The 16,942-nt window shown below is 55.1% G+C and carries 16 protein-coding genes and 3 tRNA genes; 7 read left to right on the top strand and 12 right to left on the bottom strand.

All coding sequences use genetic code 11. The features are described 5' to 3' along the window. Positions 1–148: 148 nt before the first annotated feature. From EM595_RS15345 to orn, 4 genes are all read right to left on the bottom strand, one after another. A tRNA-Gly gene (locus EM595_RS15345) sits at positions 149–224 on the bottom strand. A gap of 27 nt (positions 225–251) precedes the next feature. Further along, positions 252–327, bottom strand: a tRNA-Gly gene (locus EM595_RS15350). Between the two features lie 42 nt (positions 328–369). Continuing rightward, positions 370–445, bottom strand: a tRNA-Gly gene (locus tag EM595_RS15355). A 173-nt stretch (positions 446–618) separates the two neighbouring features. Then, complete coding sequence (gene orn, locus EM595_RS15360; RefSeq protein WP_067434021.1) at positions 619–1,164, bottom strand: oligoribonuclease; 546 nt, start codon at positions 1,162–1,164, stop codon at positions 619–621. A gap of 85 nt (positions 1,165–1,249) precedes the next feature. On the opposite strand from orn, the gene rsgA reads away from it, so the two are divergent. The 3 genes from rsgA to mscM all read left to right on the top strand — a co-directional run bounded on the left by rsgA (position 1,250) and on the right by mscM (position 6,644). After that, positions 1,250–2,302, top strand: coding sequence for a small ribosomal subunit biogenesis GTPase RsgA (gene rsgA / locus EM595_RS15365; RefSeq protein ID WP_067434024.1), 1,053 nt, complete (start codon positions 1,250–1,252; stop codon positions 2,300–2,302). 98 nt (positions 2,303–2,400) lie between these two features. Continuing rightward, a complete protein-coding gene (gene asd / locus EM595_RS15370; protein ID WP_067434027.1) occupies positions 2,401–3,306 on the top strand; it encodes an archaetidylserine decarboxylase in 906 nt (301 codons plus the stop codon). A gap of 11 nt (positions 3,307–3,317) precedes the next feature. After that, the gene (gene mscM, locus EM595_RS15375; protein ID WP_067434030.1) at positions 3,318–6,644 is read left to right on the top strand and encodes a miniconductance mechanosensitive channel MscM; all 3,327 of its coding nucleotides are present in this window, start codon (positions 3,318–3,320) and stop codon (positions 6,642–6,644) included. Between the two features lie 34 nt (positions 6,645–6,678). On the opposite strand, the gene epmA is transcribed toward mscM, so the two are convergent. Beyond that, positions 6,679–7,656 carry an elongation factor P--(R)-beta-lysine ligase gene (gene epmA / locus EM595_RS15380; protein WP_067434033.1) on the bottom strand — a complete coding sequence of 326 codons (978 nt, stop codon included), beginning with the start codon at positions 7,654–7,656 and terminating at the stop codon, positions 6,679–6,681. 157 nt (positions 7,657–7,813) lie between these two features. Between epmA and blc the strand changes: the two genes are divergently transcribed. Further along, entirely contained in the window at positions 7,814–8,338 is a 525-nt protein-coding gene (gene blc, locus EM595_RS15385; protein WP_067435553.1) for an outer membrane lipoprotein Blc, read from the top strand. Between the two features lie 42 nt (positions 8,339–8,380). Here the strand turns inward: blc and EM595_RS15390 are convergent, their stop codons facing one another. The 3 genes from EM595_RS15390 to efp all read right to left on the bottom strand — a co-directional run bounded on the left by EM595_RS15390 (position 8,381) and on the right by efp (position 9,365). Further along, positions 8,381–8,515, bottom strand: a complete 135-nt coding sequence (locus EM595_RS15390) for an entericidin A/B family lipoprotein (RefSeq protein ID WP_067434036.1) — start codon at positions 8,513–8,515, stop codon at positions 8,381–8,383. A 97-nt stretch (positions 8,516–8,612) separates the two neighbouring features. Further along, on the bottom strand, positions 8,613–8,744 hold the full coding sequence (locus EM595_RS15395) for an entericidin A/B family lipoprotein (protein ID WP_067435556.1): 132 nt from the start codon (positions 8,742–8,744) through the stop codon (positions 8,613–8,615). A 54-nt stretch (positions 8,745–8,798) separates the two neighbouring features. Then, the gene (gene efp / locus EM595_RS15400) at positions 8,799–9,365 is read right to left on the bottom strand and encodes an elongation factor P (RefSeq protein ID WP_034891518.1); all 567 of its coding nucleotides are present in this window, start codon (positions 9,363–9,365) and stop codon (positions 8,799–8,801) included. 41 nt (positions 9,366–9,406) lie between these two features. Here efp and epmB point away from each other — a divergent pair, with 41 nt between their 5' ends. Then, positions 9,407–10,435: an EF-P beta-lysylation protein EpmB gene (gene epmB / locus EM595_RS15405; protein WP_067434039.1), complete on the top strand. Its 1,029-nt coding sequence runs from the start codon at positions 9,407–9,409 to the stop codon at positions 10,433–10,435. Positions 10,436–10,479: 44 nt separating this feature from the next. Here epmB and EM595_RS15410 read toward each other — a convergent pair whose 3' ends face one another. The 4 genes from EM595_RS15410 to EM595_RS15425 all read right to left on the bottom strand — a co-directional run bounded on the left by EM595_RS15410 (position 10,480) and on the right by EM595_RS15425 (position 13,692). Continuing rightward, complete coding sequence (locus EM595_RS15410; RefSeq protein WP_067434042.1) at positions 10,480–10,827, bottom strand: DUF4156 domain-containing protein; 348 nt, start codon at positions 10,825–10,827, stop codon at positions 10,480–10,482. A 187-nt stretch (positions 10,828–11,014) separates the two neighbouring features. Next, on the bottom strand, positions 11,015–12,661 hold the full coding sequence (gene groL, locus EM595_RS15415; RefSeq protein ID WP_067434045.1) for a chaperonin GroEL: 1,647 nt from the start codon (positions 12,659–12,661) through the stop codon (positions 11,015–11,017). Positions 12,662–12,707: 46 nt separating this feature from the next. Continuing rightward, positions 12,708–13,001, bottom strand: coding sequence for a co-chaperone GroES (locus tag EM595_RS15420; RefSeq protein ID WP_067434048.1), 294 nt, complete (start codon positions 12,999–13,001; stop codon positions 12,708–12,710). Positions 13,002–13,233: 232 nt separating this feature from the next. Further along, on the bottom strand, positions 13,234–13,692 hold the full coding sequence (locus EM595_RS15425; protein WP_067434051.1) for an FxsA family protein: 459 nt from the start codon (positions 13,690–13,692) through the stop codon (positions 13,234–13,236). Positions 13,693–14,056: 364 nt separating this feature from the next. Between EM595_RS15425 and aspA the strand changes: the two genes are divergently transcribed. Both aspA and EM595_RS15435 read left to right on the top strand, forming a co-directional pair. Then, positions 14,057–15,493: an aspartate ammonia-lyase gene (aspA, locus tag EM595_RS15430; RefSeq protein ID WP_067434054.1), complete on the top strand. Its 1,437-nt coding sequence runs from the start codon at positions 14,057–14,059 to the stop codon at positions 15,491–15,493. Positions 15,494–15,589: 96 nt separating this feature from the next. Further along, complete coding sequence (locus EM595_RS15435) at positions 15,590–16,891, top strand: anaerobic C4-dicarboxylate transporter (protein ID WP_067434057.1); 1,302 nt, start codon at positions 15,590–15,592, stop codon at positions 16,889–16,891. Positions 16,892–16,942: the final 51 nt, after the last annotated feature.

The raw sequence follows: 16,942 nt of genomic DNA on the forward strand, positions 1-16,942 counted from the left end.
GAAGGCGTAAGAAAATATGTATCGATTCAGCAGCATAAGAAAATAGCTGGATTGTGGATAACTCTGTTCACAATGATTTTGATACAGGCTGACGACGCCGAAAAAATGGCGCTTATCGCTGTGGATAACTGAAGAAGAGAAAAAATTTTGGAGCGGGAAACGAGACTCGAACTCGCGACCCCGACCTTGGCAAGGTCGTGCTCTACCAACTGAGCTATTCCCGCAGGGTGAACTACTTTGATATGACTTTTTGGAGCGGGAAACGAGACTCGAACTCGCGACCCCGACCTTGGCAAGGTCGTGCTCTACCAACTGAGCTATTCCCGCATAGGTACTACGTTTTGCAACTGCTTTACTGCTGTAAAAATTTGGAGCGGGAAACGAGACTCGAACTCGCGACCCCGACCTTGGCAAGGTCGTGCTCTACCAACTGAGCTATTCCCGCTCTGCGCAACGATATAAAATCTTCATCGGTACGGGGAGCGCATTATACGAGGAAAAAGTTCTCCCGCAAGCCTGTTTGACATTTTTTTTGCGATTTTTGTTCGACTGCTGCTTTTATCAACAAAGCGGCGAAAATGCCAGCAGATCGGCAGTAACCTGCTGCTGGCAAGGGCATTACGGCTGAATAAAATGTTCGCGATAGTAGGCCAACTCAGCCACCGATTCGCGAATGTCATCCATTGCCTGATGGCTGCCGGTTTTTTTAAAGCCCGGCAGAATGTCCGGCTTCCAACGGCGGGCCAGCTCTTTCAGCGTGCTGACATCAAGATAGCGATAGTGGAAGTACGCTTCGAGCTCCGGCATATATTTAAACAGAAAACGGCGATCCTGGCCGATGCTGTTGCCACAGATCGGCGAAGTGTTAGCGGGCACCCACTTCTGCAGGAACGCTAACGTGGCCAGCTCCGCTGCGCGATCGTCAAACTCACTCGCTTTGACCCGCGTCACCAGCCCACTGTTGGTGTGCGTCCGCACATTCCAGTCATCCATCAGCGCCAGCTGCTCATCGCTCTGATGCACCGCCATCACCGGGCCTTCCGCCAGGATATTCAGATTGGCATCGGTAATCAGCGTCGCGATTTCGATAATGCGGTCGCGCTCCGGATCGAGACCGGTCATTTCAAGGTCGATCCAAATCAGATTGTTTTCATTTCCGCTCATGCTTTGTCCCATAATTGTCTCTGTTAAGGTGTATCATAGACGTTTTGCCCTGTCGGGCGAAGCCTGCCGAACCCTGAGAGGATGAGTGAGTAAAAATAAACTGTCGAAAGGTCAACAGCGTCGCGTCAGCGCTAATCATGAGCGCCGTCTGAAGCAGCGTGCGGATAAACCCGAGCCGGATGACAGCCTGTTTGACGAAGCGCGTGATGGCGTGGTGATCAGCCGTTTCGGCATGCATGCCGACGTGGAAGATGCTGATGGCAGCGTTCACCGCTGTAATATCCGTCGTACCATCCGTTCGCTGGTCACCGGTGACCGCGTGGTGTGGCGTCCGGGCCTGCAACAAGGCACCGCGTCAAAAGGCATCGTGGAAGCGGTACACGAACGTAAGTCAGTGCTGACCCGCCCCGATTTTTACGATGGCGTGAAACCCATCGCCGCCAATATTGACCAGATTATTATCGTTTCGGCCATTCTGCCGGAGCTGTCGCTGAACATCATCGATCGCTATCTGGTTGCCAGCGAAACGCTGGACGTTGAGCCGCTGCTGGTCCTGAATAAAACCGATCTGTTGGATGGTAACGCGCGCGCATTTGTTGATAAGCAGATGGATATCTACCGCAAGATTGGCTATCGCGTGCTGATGGTATCCAGCCATGAAAAACAGGGTCTGGCCGAACTGGAAAGCGCCCTCACCGGCCGCGTTAGTATCTTTGCCGGCCAGTCGGGCGTGGGCAAATCGAGCCTGCTTAATGCGTTGCTTGATCTTGATCTCAGCAGCAATGAGATCGTCACCAACGATGTTTCTGATGTGTCCGGGCTCGGCCAGCACACCACCACCGCCGCACGCCTTTATCATTTCCCGCACGGCGGCGACGTAATTGACTCACCCGGCGTGCGCGAATTTGGCTTATGGCACCTTGAACCCGATCAGGTTACCCGCGGTTTTGCTGAGTTCCGTCCGTTCCTCGGCGACTGTAAATTCCGCGACTGTAAGCACGACACCGATCCTGGCTGCGCCATTCGCGAAGCGGTGGAAAACGGTCAAATCGACCGCTCGCGCTTTGACAATTACCATCGCATTCTGGAAAGCATGTCGCAGGTAAAAACGCGTAAAAACTTTGCTGCCGACGAGTAACAGCAACGGGGCGAAATAGCCTTAGCAGCCCGCCGCTGCTACAATTCGCCCCCATCTTTTTGTTGTGCAACCTCATATTTGTAAGCCTGGAGGCTACCGTGCTGGATCGTTTAAAACTCGGCCTGAATCATTTTCTGCCTAAAAAATGGCTGACTGAACTGGCCGGCTGGGGAGCCAGCAAACGTGCTGGCTGGTTCACCAAACTGGTGATCGATATTTTCGTCTGGTTCTACAAAGTAAATATGGCTGAAGCGCGCAAGCCTGATACCGCCAGCTACCGCACCTTTAACGATTTCTTCGTGCGTCCGCTTAAAGATGATGCGCGTCCGGTTGATACCGATCCCAATCTGCTGGTGCTGCCGTGTGACGGCGCGATCAGCCAGCTTGGTCACATCGACGACGACAATATTTTTCAGGCCAAAGGCCACTATTACACGCTGGAAGCGCTGCTGGCTGGCGATACCGCCATGGCCGATCAATTCCGCAACGGCGAGTTTGTCACCACCTATCTGGCGCCGCGCGACTACCACCGTGTGCATATGCCGTGCAGCGGTATTCTGCGCGAAATGATTTACGTGCCCGGCGATCTCTATTCCGTCAACCCGCTGACGGCACGCAATATTCCCAACCTGTTTGCCCGTAATGAACGCGTAATCTGCTATTTCGATACCGATTTTGGCCCGATGGTGCAGATTCTGGTTGGCGCGACCATTGTTGGCAGCATCGAAACCACCTGGGCGGGCACCATTACGCCACCGCGTGAAGGGGTGATTAAACGCTGGCGTTATCCTGCCGCTGATGCGGAAGGTGCGGTTGTCCTGCTGAAAGGTCAGGAAATGGGCCGCTTCAAGCTCGGTTCGACCGTGGTTAATCTGTTTGCGCCAGGCAAAGTTAAACTGGCTGAAAGCCTTGAGGCGGAAAGCCCAACGCGTTTGGGTCAGCCGCTGGCCATTTCCCTGCCGCAGCAGCCTGTCGTTGTCGCTGCCTCCGCCACTGACCTGTAGGTGCCTCTGCTGTGCGTCTGCTGATCACTCTGCTGCTGGGGCTCTGCCTCAGCCAGCCTCTTCTCGCTGCGGCGCTGCCTGATGCCGATCAAATTAAACAGGATCTGGCGCAGGCGAAGTCAGAAAAGAACGGCACTGCCCAGCCAGAGCTGGTACAGAGTCTGGAAGCGACGCTGAATTTTCTGGATGAACGTGATGCGTCGTTGCAGCAGGCGCAGCAGTATCAACAGGTTATCGATGATTTTCCCCGCCTGGCGCGCGATCTGCGCCAGCAAATAGCCAGCCTCGCCGACAGCACTAAAACCGTTCGCAGCAACATGAGCAGCGCCGAGCTGGATCAGGAGATCCTGCAGGTCAGCAGCCAGCTGCTGGAAGAGAGCCGCCAGGCGCAGCAGGAGCAGGATCGCGCCCGCGATATCAGCGATTCGCTTGCTCAGCTGCCGCAACAACAAACCGACGCCCGTCGCGCCATGAGCGAAACCGAACGCCGGTTGCAAAATCAGCCCACCGCGGCCACGCCGCTGGTTCAGGCGCAAACCAACGCACGGCTGGCCGAATCCGCGGCGCAAAAAGCGCGCATCGACGAGCTGGAACTGGCGCAGCTCTCTGCCAACAATCGCCAGGAACTGGCGCGCATGCGCAGCGAAGTGCATCAGCGCAAAGCCGAACAGCTGGATGATTATCTGCAGGCGCTGCGCAATCAGCTGAACACCCAACGGCAGCGGGAAGCAGAGCTGGCGCTGGCGCGTACCGAACAGCTGGCTGAAAACAGCGGCGATCTGCCAGCCAACATCACCGATCAGTTCCGGGTTAACCGCGAGCTGTCCGCCGCGCTGAATCAACAGGCGCAGCGCATGGACCTGGTGGCCTCGCAACAGCGCCAGGCCACTAATCACACCATTCAGGTTCGTCAGGCGCTGAGCACCATTCGCGAGCAGTCACAATGGCTGGGCGCCTCTAATTTATTGGGCGAAGCGCTACGAGCGCAGGTCGCACGGCTGCCGGAGATGCCTAAATCACAGCAGCTGGACAGCGAAATGGGCCAGCTGCGCGTGCAGCGCCTGCATTATGAAGATCTGCTGAATCGTCAGCCGCAGCTCAAACAGCTTAAGCAGGCCAACGGTGCCCCGCTCTCTGCGGCGCAGGAACGCGTGCTGGATGCTCAGCTTAAAACCCAGCGCGAACTGCTCAGCTCGCTGCTTTCGGGTGCCGATACGCTGATTCTGGAGGTTACCAAGCTCAAGGTCGCCAACAGCCAGCTGGAAGATGCCCTAACCGAGATCAAAGAGGCGACGCACCGCTATCTGTTCTGGACCGCCGATGTCAGTCCGTTAAGTCTGAGCTTTCCGCTTGATGTGGCACGCGATCTTAGCCTGTTCCTGTCGCTTGATTCGCTCAGTCAACTGGGCAAAGCGGTAGTAATGATGTTTACCAGCCGGGAAACGCTGCTGCCAATCATCGGTGCGCTGCTGCTGGTCGGTTTCAGCATTAGCTCGCGCCGTCATTTCAGCGCGTGGCTGGCACGTTCCGCCAATCGCGTCGGCAAAGTCACTCAGGATCGCTTTCGCCTGACACTGCGTACGGTGTTCTGGTCCATTCTGGTGGCGATACCGGTGCCGGTGCTGTGGGCGGCGCTGGGTTATGGCCTGCGCAATGCCTGGCCCTACCCGATTGCGGTGGCGATTGGTGATGGCGTTACCGTCACCGTACCGCTGCTGTGGGCCTTCATGATCAGCGCCGCGTTTGCGCGCACCAACGGGCTGTTCATTATTCATTTTCGCTGGCCGCAGCGCAGCGTGGCGCGCGCCATGCGCTACTATTCGCTCTCCATCGGCTTTATCGTGCCGCTGATCATGCTGCTGATCACCTTTGATAATCTGCAGGATCGGCAGTTTTCCGGCACGCTCGGGCGCGTCTGCTTTATTCTGATTTGCGGCGCGTTGTGCATAGTTACCGTCAGCCTGAAACGTGCCGGCATTCCGCTCTATCTCGATAAAGAAGGCAGCGGTGAAAACTTCATTAACCGCATCCTGTGGAACCTGATGATCGCAATTCCGCTGGTGGCCGCGCTGGCGTCCTGCATCGGTTATCTGGCCACCGCGCAGGCGCTGCTGGCACGCCTGGAAACGTCGGTCGCCATCTGGTTCCTGCTGCTGGTAATTTACCACATTATTCGCCGCTGGATGCTGATTCAGCGGCGGCGCATCGCCTTTGATCGTGCCCGCCAGCGTCGAGCTGACATGCTGGCTAACCGCGCGCGTAATGAAGAAGAGAGTGCAACGCTGAACGCCGATGGCAGCGAAGTCGACGAGCCGATTATCGATCTCGATGCGATCAGCGCCCAGTCGCTGCGCCTGGTACGGTCGATTTTAACGCTGATTGCGCTGGTCTCGGTGATTGTGCTCTGGTCAGAGATTCATTCTGCTTTTGGCTTCCTGGAAAATATTCGGCTGTGGGATGCCAGCACCACGGTGCAGGGCGTGGAAAGCATTCAGCCTATTACGCTGGGCTCGGTACTGATCGCGATTCTGGTGTTTATCATCACCACCCAACTGGTACGCAATATGCCTGCGCTGCTCGAGCTGGCGCTGTTGCAGCATCTTAGCCTGACGCCCGGTACCGGTTACGCCATTACCACGCTGACCAAATATGTGCTGCTGCTGGTGGGCGGGCTGATAGGCTTCTCGCTGATTGGTATTGAGTGGTCGAAACTACAATGGTTGGTCGCCGCGCTGGGTGTAGGTTTGGGTTTTGGTCTGCAGGAGATTTTTGCCAACTTTATTTCCGGCCTGATCATTCTGTTTGAAAAGCCGATTCGCATTGGCGATACGGTCACCATTCGCGATCTGACCGGCAGCATCACCCGCATTAATACCCGCGCGACCACCATTACCGACTGGGATCGCAAAGAGATTATCGTGCCGAATAAGGCCTTTATCACCGAGCAGTTCGTTAACTGGTCACTGTCCGATTCGGTCACGCGTGTGGTGTTGACCGTGCCGGCGCCGGGCAGCGTTAACAGTGAGGAAGTGACTAACCTGCTGATGCAGGCCGCCGAGCAGTGCAGCTATGTGTTGAAGATGCCGCAGCCGGAAGTGTTTCTGGTCGATCTGCAGCAGGGTATTCAGCTGTTCGAACTGCGTATTCACGCCGCAGAAATGGCGCATCGCATGCCGCTGCGTCATGAACTGCATCAGCTGATTCTGGCCGGTTATCGCGAGCACGGTATTGAACTGCCCTTCCCGCCTTTCCAGGTGCGCATGGAAACTGTTGGCCGTAAAGTGCCCGCCAGCAACGGTGCGCCCGCCGCCAGAAACTTCAGATCGGGTGGATTGTAATGAACAAAAGGGCCGATTAATTCGGCCCTTTTGTTTAGCAACGCTCTACCGGAAAGGCGATGACATCGCTTAACGATTCCGCTTTCAACGCCAGCATGATCAGGCGATCAACGCCCAGCGCCACGCCCGAACAGGCAGGCAGGCCATGCGCCAGCGCATCCAGCAGATAGTGATCAACAGGATGCTCTGCCAGACCGCATGCCACGCGACGGCGATTATCCTGCTCAAAACGCTGCCGCTGTTCGCGACTGTCGGTGAGCTCACGAAAACCGTTTGCCAGTTCGATGCCTTTGAAATAGACCTCGAACCGCTCAGCGACGCGGTGATCTTCCGTGCTGATCTCCGCCAGTGCTGCCTGGCTGGCGGGGAAATGGTACACAAACACCGGCTTTTCCAGGCCAATCTTCGGCTCCACGCCCAGCATAAAAAGCAGCTGTAACAGCGTATCGCGATCCTCTTCCGTGGCGGCAAACTCGGCGGCGCCGAGCTTCAGCGCGGCCTCACGTAGCTGCGCTTTATCTGCCGACAACGGGTCCAGCTCGAGGTGGCGAATAAACGCCTGCTGATAAGAGATCGATTCTGCGTTATCGCACTCCAACACCTGTTGCAGCAGATCGTCCACCTCGTTCATCAGCCGATACATATCGTAGTGCGGACGATACCACTCCAGCATGGTGAACTCAGGATTATGATGGCGCCCCGACTCTTCGTTACGGAAGCTGCGGCCCATCTGATAAATCGGCCCGCTTCCTGCCGCCAGCAGGCGTTTCATGTGATATTCCGGGCTGGTCATCAGCCAGAGATCGCGTCCTGCCGCCGCACCAGGGCCAACAAAGCGCGTCTGGAATGGAACAAGGTGGATATCGGTAACCGTTGCCTGACTCATTGCTGGTGTTTCCACTTCCAGCACGCCGCGATCGGCAAAAAATCGCCGAATTTCGGCCATAATTGCTGCGCGTTTCAACAAATTGGCAATGGGTGCGCTCGGCTGCCAGCTTGCCGTTTCGCTCATGGTGTTCACTCCTTAGTCAAACAAGGTGAAGCAGTCTACCCGTAACGTTGTCGGCAAACAAACCCGCGCGAAAAATTTACTCTGGCTGGCTAAGCGCGCGGTTTCAGGCCAGAATCAACCACAGCAAATGCTGCTGACTCAAGACAAGGAAATCGCTATGTCCCCGTGGAAAATGCTGACCGCTGCTGTCGGCTCGCTGCTCTCCGTCGCCTGTTCCACCACGCCGCCTGACAATGTGCGCGTGGTGGAAAACTTTCAGTCAGAGCGCTATCTCGGCCAGTGGTATGAGATTGCCCGTCTGGATCACCGTTTTGAGCGCGGCCTTGAACAGGTCACCGCGACGTACAGCCCACGCGAAGATGGCGGTCTGAAAGTGGTGAATCGCGGTTTTAATACGCAAAAACAGCGCTGGCAGGAAAGTACTGGCAAAGCCTATTTTACCGGCGATCCGCAGCGTGCCTCGCTAAAGGTGAGCTTCTTTGGCCCGTTTTATGGCGGCTATAACGTGATTGCGCTAGATGAAAACTACCGTTATGCGCTGGTATGCGGCCCAAACCGATCCTATTTATGGATCCTGTCACGCACGCCACAGCTGGACGCTGCGGTTAAAGAGGAACTGGTGCAAAAAGCGCGGGAGAATGGCTTTGCGGTGAATGCGTTAATCTGGGTTAAACAGCGGTAAAAGCGGCCGGTCCGCAGGCTACTGCGCACCGGCACGGTAATATTATTGCGTGGTGCGCTGAATCGCCTGACCGCCAGCCTCAACATCTTCGCCGACGCCGCGCGTGGTGTTGCACGCCGACAGCAGCGATGAAAGCACCAGAACTGAGAAGATTGCAGCAATACTTTTCTTGAGCATGATCCTTTCCTTTTAATTAGTTGTAGTAACGTACAGCGTTTTAAGCATAGACCGAATTTGTCTGCACGCGTTGAAAAGGAAAGGAGATAACAGGAAGTTATTTTGCCGCGCGGGAGATGGCGCCGCCAAGGTGGGAGACATCCTCACCAAAGCCGTGAAAGGTGTTGCAACTGCTGAGTGCGGCAACCATAAGCGCACCGAGTGCGGCGAGTTTAAGCAGCTTAATCATTACGCCTGCCTCTTCAGTAAAAAGGCGCACCTGTTCGATACGCCTTTTAGCCACTTACTTAACGCGAGAGACGTATTCGCCAGAGCGCGTGTCGACGCGAATCACTTCGCCGATCTGTACGAACAACGGAACCTTCACCACTGCGCCCGTAGACAGGGTCGCTGGCTTGCCGCCGGTACCGGCAGTGTCGCCTTTCAGGCCAGGATCGGTATCGGTGATTTCCAGCTCAACGAAGTTCGGTGGTAACACCTGAATCGGTTTGCCATTCCACAGCGTCACGATACATTCCGCGTTATCCAGCAGCCATTTGGCCGCATCGCCCACAGTTTTCTCTTCAACCGGGTGCTGTTCAAACGTTTCCGGGTGCATAAAGTGGTAGAACTCACCGTCGTTGTAGAGGTAGTTGAGGTTGGTATCAACCACATCTGCGCCTTCAGCGGAGTCAGTAGATTTGAAGGTCTTTTCAACGCGGCTGCCGGTCAGCAGGCGACGCATTTTAACGCGAGCAAATGCCTGGCCTTTACCTGGCTTCACAAACTCGCTTGATTCGATGGCGTAAGGTTCGCCTTCGAACATGATTTTAAGACCGGGACGGAAATCGTTGCTAGAATAAGTCGCCATAAAGGCCCTCTACAATTTAATACTGGTACTTAGCCAAAAAAATGGCACACATTGTAACCCTAAATACCCTGTCCAGAGAAGATTGGTTGCAGCAACTTGCTGATGTCATCACTGAACCAAATGAATTACTACAACTTTTAAATCTGGACGCTGAACGGCATCTGGTCGAAGGCGGCCGGGCGCGCAAGCTGTTTGCCTTACGCGTACCGCGTTCTTTTGTGCGCCGCATGAAATCGGGCGATGCGCGCGACCCTTTGCTGCTGCAGGTGCTCACTGACAGTGAGGAGTTCACCACGGCGCCAGGTTACACCACCGATCCGCTCGATGAGCAAAGCAGTGTGGTGCCCGGCTTACTGCATAAATACAGGAACCGCGCGCTGCTGCTGGTCAAAGGCGGCTGTGCGGTCAACTGCCGCTACTGCTTCCGCCGCCACTTCCCTTATCAGGACAACCAGGGCAATAAACGCAACTGGCTGAGCGCGCTGGAGTATATCCGACATCATCCGGAACTCGATGAAATAATTTTCTCCGGCGGCGATCCGCTGATGGCGAAAGATCACGAGTTAGCCTGGCTGATCGAGCAGCTGGAAGCGATTCCGCACCTGCGCCGTCTGCGCATTCACAGCCGTTTGCCGGTGGTTATTCCGGCCCGCATCACTGAAGGATTGTGCCAGCTGCTGGCGCAAACGCGGCTGCAGGTGCTGATGGTGACGCACATTAACCATGCGCAGGAAATTGATGATGAGCTGCGTCATGGCATGCAGATGTTGAAGCGGGCCGGCGTCACGCTGCTGAATCAGAGCGTGCTGCTGCGCGATGTGAATGACAATGCGCAGACGCTGGCCACACTGAGCAACGCGTTATTTGATGCCGGCATCCTGCCCTACTATCTGCACGTGCTGGACAAGGTTCAGGGCGCGGCGCATTTTCACGTCAGCGACAGCGAGGCGCGCCGGCTGGTACGCGAGCTGCTGGCTTTGGTGTCGGGCTATCTGGTGCCGAAGCTGGCGCGTGAAATTGGCGGTGAGCCGAGTAAGACGCCGTTGGATTTGCAGTTAAAGCAGGAATAGCGGGCGGGAAACGGGGCAGCGGCAACGCTGCCCGTTGCATCACATCACGGGCACTTATACACCTGGCCGGACATTTTGCTGTCGAGCGGGGCAAAGCTGGACCAGATATTTTGCGTTGGGCTGGTGGCACCATAAATCACGTTGCCGCCCATCTCAGCCGCGCGGTTGCGCAGGTCGTTGGCCGCACCGCGTAGTGAACTGCCCTCGCCGCCCGCACCATTCAGCCAGTTGCTCTGTGAGCCGGTAAGGTTGCCCAGAAGCTGGCACTGGCTGCCTGGCTGCTGATCGGTAAAGGTCACGCGCTGTCCTGCCGAGCTGAGCTGCTGCGTGCCGCTACAACCTGCCAGTAAAAGGCTACCAAATACCAGTCCAGGCAAAAGGTTAATCCGCATTGTAATCCCCATTTATTATCATCTGAGTGCGGCAAGCGTACCAGAAAACCGTTGGATTTCCTGAACATCCGTTGCCGGAAATGTCTGTAGCTGAAATATCGCGCCCTTACTTATACCTTTTTGCCACCAAAAGAAAAACCCCCTGCCATTTCTGACAGGGGGTTCGGGTCGAACGTTACAACGGCAATTACATCATGCCGCCCATACCGCCCATGCCACCCATACCGCCAGCGCCGCCTAAATCAGGCGCGTCGCTTTTTGGCATGTCAGTCACCATACATTCGGTGGTGATCATCAGGCCAGCAACAGATGCCGCGTACTGCAGTGCAGAACGGGTCACTTTGGTTGGGTCCAGGATACCGAACTCAATCATGTCGCCGTATTCTTCGGTCTGTGCGTTATAGCCGTAGTTACCTTCGCCCGCTTTCACGTTGTTGGTCACTACAGAAGGTTCTTCACCGGCGTTAGAAACGATCTGACGCAGTGGGGATTCCATCGCGCGCAGCGCAACTTTGATACCCACGTTCTGGTCTTCGTTCTGGCCACGCAGTTCAGAGAGTTTAGAAGCTACGCGAACCAGCGCAACGCCGCCGCCTGCTACCACACCTTCTTCTACCGCTGCACGGGTTGCATGCAGAGCATCTTCAACGCGCGCTTTCTTCTCTTTCATTTCAACTTCAGTGGCTGCGCCTACTTTCAGAACGGCAACGCCGCCTGCCAGTTTCGCTACGCGCTCCTGCAGTTTTTCTTTGTCGTAATCAGAGGTAGCTTCTTCCATCTGCTGACGGATCTGCGAGACACGACCGTTGATGGCGGTTTCTTCGCCGACGCCATCAATGATGATGGTGGTGTCTTTGTTGATCACCACGCGCTTCGCCTGGCCCATATCTTCCAGCGTTGCTTTTTCCAGCTCCATACCGATCTCTTCAGAGATCACGGTACCGCCGGTCAGGATAGCGATATCCTGCAGCATCGCTTTACGACGATCGCCAAAGCCAGGTGCTTTAACCGCAGCCACTTTCACGATGCCGCGCATAGTGTTAACCACCAGCGTTGCCAGCGCTTCGCCTTCAACATCTTCAGCGATGATCAGCAGAGGCTTGCTTGATTTAGCAACCGCTTCCAGTACTGGCAGCAGTTCGCGAATGTTAGAGATTTTCTTATCAGCCAGCAGGATGAATGGGCTGTCTAATTCGATAGCGCCAGTTTCCGGCTTGTTGATGAAGTAAGGAGAGAGGTAACCACGGTCGAACTGCATACCTTCAACCACGTCCAGCTCGTCCTGCAGGCCGGTGCCTTCTTCAACGGTGATAACGCCTTCTTTACCTACTTTCTCCATTGCCTGCGCAATCAGCATACCGACAGTTTCATCGGAGTTTGCAGAGATGGTACCCACCTGAGCAATCGCTTTAGAGTCGGAGCAAGGAACAGAAAGGTTTTTCAGCTGTTCAACCGCAGCGATAACCGCCTGGTCGATACCGCGTTTCAGATCCATCGGGTTCATGCCCGCCGCAACGGCTTTCAGGCCTTCGGTGATAATGGACTGTGCCAGCACGGTCGCGGTGGTGGTACCATCGCCTGCAGCGTCGTTCGCTTTAGAGGCAACTTCCTTCACCATCTGCGCGCCCATGTTCTCAAACTTGTCTTCCAGTTCGATTTCACGTGCTACGGAAACGCCATCTTTAGTGATGGTCGGTGCACCGAAAGATTTATCCAGTACTACGTTACGGCCTTTTGGGCCCAGGGTAACTTTTACTGCATCTGCCAGTACGTTTACGCCGCGCAGCATTTTCACACGGGCGTCGTTACCGAATTTTACGTCTTTAGCTGCCATTTGAAATTTCCCTTAAATTCGTTTCGTTCAGTGAATACCGTACTAATTACGCTTCAACAACGGCGAGGATGTCGCTCTCGGAAATGATCAGCACTTCCTCATTGTCGATTTTTTCGGTTTTCGCGCCGTAGCCTTCGCTGAAAATGACGACATCGCCAACTTTCACGTCCAGCGGCTTCACATCACCACTTTCCAGGATACGGCCATTGCCTACGGCCAGCACTTCACCACGGGTCGATTTGCCCGCAGCGGAGCCGGTCAGAACGATGCCGCCAGCAGATTTGGATTCAACTTCTTTACGCTTGACGATTACGCGATCGTGCAATGGACGAATATTCATTTGATAGCTCTCCTTTGAGAAGTCCAATCAGTCATTTTTGGGATGAACGCCGGGCTTACAGGCTTCCGGCCTCGTGACCAAAGAGATAGGGCCAGTCAGGGGCCCTTTCAAGGGCCACTAACAAAAATTTTTTCACGAAAAGGGCGTTTGCTGTTTTTTTCGCCAAGCGTAACGGCGGAAGAAATGCGGCGCTAAATAACAAAAAAGCGCCCGCAGGCGCTTGATGCTGTGATCAACGATCGGGGCGATCGTCATGCTCAATTTGTTTCACATCTTTGCGTTCAAACTCGCCGTCGACGGTATATCCGCTGTCCGGTCCAGCACCTGGCCCGCGCCAGACGCGCAGGTGCGGCATCAGCTTCAGCGTCAGGTGTTTCTGCACCGGCGGTAACAGCAGCAGCAGGCCGAGGAAATCGGTAAAGAAGCCTGGCAGCAGCAGCAGCACGCCAGAGATGATCAACGATACGCTTTTGATCATCTCTTTCGCCGGGCTTTCGCCCTGATTCAGCTTCTGCTGCATGAGCATAAAGTTTTTAACGCCCTGATTTTTAACCAGTGAAATACCAATCAGCGAGGTGAACACCACCAGCAACATGGTCATCAGGACGCCCAGCACGTGAGCAACCTGGATAAACAGCGTGATTTCAATCCACGCCAGCACAAAGAAAACAATTAGTGGTAACCAGCGCACCGGATACTCCTTGCGGTTATAGCGGCCCGGCGCGTTGCCAGGCAGCAGAAATGGACGATCCCGAAGATCGTATTAACAGAGATGGGCACAGCGAAGCGCCTTTTCAACCAAACCTGCCGTTTTTTTGGCACTGTCTTACTTTCGTGACAAATATCACATATTGTTAACATACCTACGCCGATAAATATTGGGAAGGTGATCTATGTTCATGCAATTTGATGACAACAGAATATGATCGTGCTCGCTTCACCGTTGATGGATAAAATATCGGTGCTGGCGTTCCAGAACAACATAAACACATCCTCAGTGATGTATAACGCAAAGATTATGGGTTGCCGGCAGGCAGCCAAACAAGAAGGTTCCCATGGCAAATAACATTCGTATCGAAGAAGACCTGTTGGGCATGCGCGAAGTTCCAGCTGATGCTTACTACGGTGTTCATACTCTGCGTGCGATTGAAAATTTCTATATTAGTAGCAGCAAAATCAGCGACATCCCGGAGTTTGTTCGCGGTATGGTGATGGTGAAAAAGGCAGCGGCGATGGCCAACAAAGAGCTGCACACCATTCCCCGTAATATCGCCAACGTCATTATCCAGGCGTGTGATGAAGTGTTAAATAACGGGAAATGCATGGACCAGTTCCCGGTAGATGTTTATCAGGGCGGTGCGGGCACCTCGGTAAACATGAACACCAATGAAGTGCTGGCTAATATTGGCCTGGAATTAATGGGTCATCAAAAAGGCGACTACCAGTTCCTTAACCCGAACGATCACGTCAACAAGTGTCAGTCTACCAATGACGCCTACCCCACCGGCTTTCGTATCGCCGTTTACTCTTCCATCCTGAAACTGCTGGATGCGATTGGTCAGCTTGGCGAAGGTTTTCAGCGTAAAGCGGTAGAATTTGAAACCATCCTGAAAATGGGCCGTACCCAGCTTCAGGATGCGGTGCCGATGACGCTCGGCCAGGAGTTTCACGCCTTTAGCGTGCTGCTCAACGAAGAGATCAAAAATATTCTGCGCACCGCGGAGCTGCTGCTTGAGGTTAACCTCGGCGCGACGGCAATCGGCACCCGCCTGAACACCCCCGACGGCTATCAGCAGCTGGCGGTGGAGAAACTGGCAGAAGTGAGTAATTTGCCAGTTGTGCCAGCAGAAGACTTGATCGAAGCAACCTCAGACTGCGGCGCCTACGTGATGGTGCACTCCGCGCTGAAGCGGCTTGCGGTAAAAATGTCGAAAATTTGTAACGACCTGCGCCTGCTGTCATCTGGCCCGCGCTCTGGTCTGAACGAAATCAACCTGCCGGAACTGCAGGCGGGCTCATCGATTATGCCAGCCAAGGTCAATCCAGTGGTGCCGGAAGTGGTCAATCAGGTTTGCTTCAAGGTTATCGGCAATGACATCACGGTCACCATGGCGTCAGAAGCGGGTCAGTTGCAGCTCAATGTGATGGAGCCGGTGATTGGCCAGGCGCTGTTTGAATCGATCAGCATTCTGACCAACTCCTGCTACAACCTGCTGGAAAAATGCGTTAACGGCATCACCGCCAACCGTGCGGTTTGTGAAGCCTACGTGTTTAACTCCATCGGTATTGTTACTTACCTCAACCCCTACATCGGCCACCACAACGGCGATATTGTCGGCAAGATTTGTGCTGAAACCGGTAAAAGCGTACGTGAAGTGGTGTTGGAGCGCGGCCTGCTGACCGAAGCGGAGCTGGATGATATTTTCTCTGTGCAGAACCTGATGTTCCCGGCTTACAAAGCCAAACGCTATACCGACGAAAGTGAACAATAATTTGATATAGTCACTCATCGTATACGGCACGCCACAGTAAAATGCGGCGTGCTTTTTTTTTGCCCCTTATTTGTACTGGCCTGACGGGAGCGTCCAATGTTTGCGATGGAACTGGTTGTAGTATTACTGGCGATCTACCTTGGCGCGCGCCTCGGCGGTATCGGTATCGGTTTTGCCGGCGGCCTTGGCGTGCTGGTGTTGACGCTGGTGGGCGGCATGAAGCCGGGTGCCATCCCCTTTGACGTGATTGAAATTATCATGGGCGTGATCGCCGCCATCGCCGCCATGCAGGTGGCGGGCGGCATGGATTATCTGGTAAGCCTCGCGGAACGCCTGCTGCGTCGTCATCCGCGTTACGTCACCTTTCTCGCGCCGCTGGTGACTTACGGCATGACACTGCTGGCAGGCACCGGTCATACCGCTTTTTCCACGCTGCCGGTGATCGCCGAAGTGGCCAAAGAGCAGGGCATCCGCCCTTCCCGTCCGCTCTCTATCGCCGTGGTCGCCTCGCAGATCGCCATCACCGCATCGCCGATTTCGGCGGCAGTGGTGTTTTTCGCCGGTATTCTTGAGCCCAAAGGCATCAGCTATCTGGCGCTGCTGTCGGTTGCCATTCCGTCAACCATGGTGGCTATTTTTATCGCGGCGATCGTCACCAACTTTCTGGGTAAAGAACTGGCTGACGATGAGATTTATCAGGCGCGACTGGCCAAAGGAGAAGTATCACGCCGTGGCAGCAACGGCTTTGTGGAAAAGCCCGGTGCCAAACGCTCGCTGCTGCTGTTTCTGGCCGGTATCGTCGCGGTGGTGTTTTATGCCACCGCCACCAGCGATGCAGTTGGGCTGATTACCAATCCGCTGCTGCCGCGTAATGAGGCGATTGTGGTCTTTATGCTGACGGTGGCCACGCTGATTTGCCTGACCTGTCGCATCGATACCGGTGAGATTCTCAACGCCAGCACCTTTAAGTCAGGCATGAGTGCCTGCGTATGTGTGCTCGGTGTCGCCTGGCTGGGCGATACCTTCGTCAAGGGTCATCTGCAGGATATTCAGGCAGTTGCTGGCGATCTGCTGCGTAGCTCACCGTGGATGCTGGCGCTGATCCTGTTTTTCGCCTCCACGCTGCTCTATTCCCAGGCAGCCACCACCAAGGCGCTGATGCCTGCCGCGCTGCTGCTTGGCGTATCGCCGCTGACCGCGGTGGCTTCGTTCGCTGCCGTCTCGGCGCTGTTTGTGCTGCCGACCTACCCAACGCTGCTCGCCGCGGTAGAGATGGATGATACCGGTTCAACCCGCATTGGCCGCCTTGTCTTCAACCACTCCTTCCTGATTCCGGGCGTTATCGCCATTGCGCTGTCGGTGGCGTTTGGCTTTCTGTTTGGCGGCCTGTGGCTTTGAGTCACAACTGATCAAATCCCTGTAGCTTCACCCGTGATATCATCTGCGCTT

The organism is Duffyella gerundensis, from assembly GCF_001517405.1.
Lineage (GTDB): Bacteria > Pseudomonadota > Gammaproteobacteria > Enterobacterales > Enterobacteriaceae > Duffyella > Duffyella gerundensis.

What these genes read in the sequence shown, in the direction of transcription:
- blc (WP_067435553.1), top strand. Translation starts at nt 7,814, where the DNA reads ATGTCCCCGTGGAAAATGCTGACCGCTGCTGTCGGCTCGCTGCTCTCC.
- epmA (WP_067434033.1), bottom strand. Translation starts at nt 7,656, where the DNA reads ATGAGCGAAACGGCAAGCTGGCAGCCGAGCGCACCCATTGCCAATTTG.
- orn (WP_067434021.1), bottom strand. Translation starts at nt 1,164, where the DNA reads ATGAGCGGAAATGAAAACAATCTGATTTGGATCGACCTTGAAATGACC.
- EM595_RS15435 (WP_067434057.1), top strand. Translation starts at nt 15,590, where the DNA reads ATGTTTGCGATGGAACTGGTTGTAGTATTACTGGCGATCTACCTTGGC.
- efp (WP_034891518.1), bottom strand. Translation starts at nt 9,365, where the DNA reads ATGGCGACTTATTCTAGCAACGATTTCCGTCCCGGTCTTAAAATCATG.
- EM595_RS15390 (WP_067434036.1), bottom strand. Translation starts at nt 8,515, where the DNA reads ATGCTCAAGAAAAGTATTGCTGCAATCTTCTCAGTTCTGGTGCTTTCA.
- EM595_RS15420 (WP_067434048.1), bottom strand. Translation starts at nt 13,001, where the DNA reads ATGAATATTCGTCCATTGCACGATCGCGTAATCGTCAAGCGTAAAGAA.
- groL (WP_067434045.1), bottom strand. Translation starts at nt 12,661, where the DNA reads ATGGCAGCTAAAGACGTAAAATTCGGTAACGACGCCCGTGTGAAAATG.
- EM595_RS15395 (WP_067435556.1), bottom strand. Translation starts at nt 8,744, where the DNA reads ATGATTAAGCTGCTTAAACTCGCCGCACTCGGTGCGCTTATGGTTGCC.
- epmB (WP_067434039.1), top strand. Translation starts at nt 9,407, where the DNA reads ATGGCACACATTGTAACCCTAAATACCCTGTCCAGAGAAGATTGGTTG.
- aspA (WP_067434054.1), top strand. Translation starts at nt 14,057, where the DNA reads ATGGCAAATAACATTCGTATCGAAGAAGACCTGTTGGGCATGCGCGAA.
- EM595_RS15410 (WP_067434042.1), bottom strand. Translation starts at nt 10,827, where the DNA reads ATGCGGATTAACCTTTTGCCTGGACTGGTATTTGGTAGCCTTTTACTG.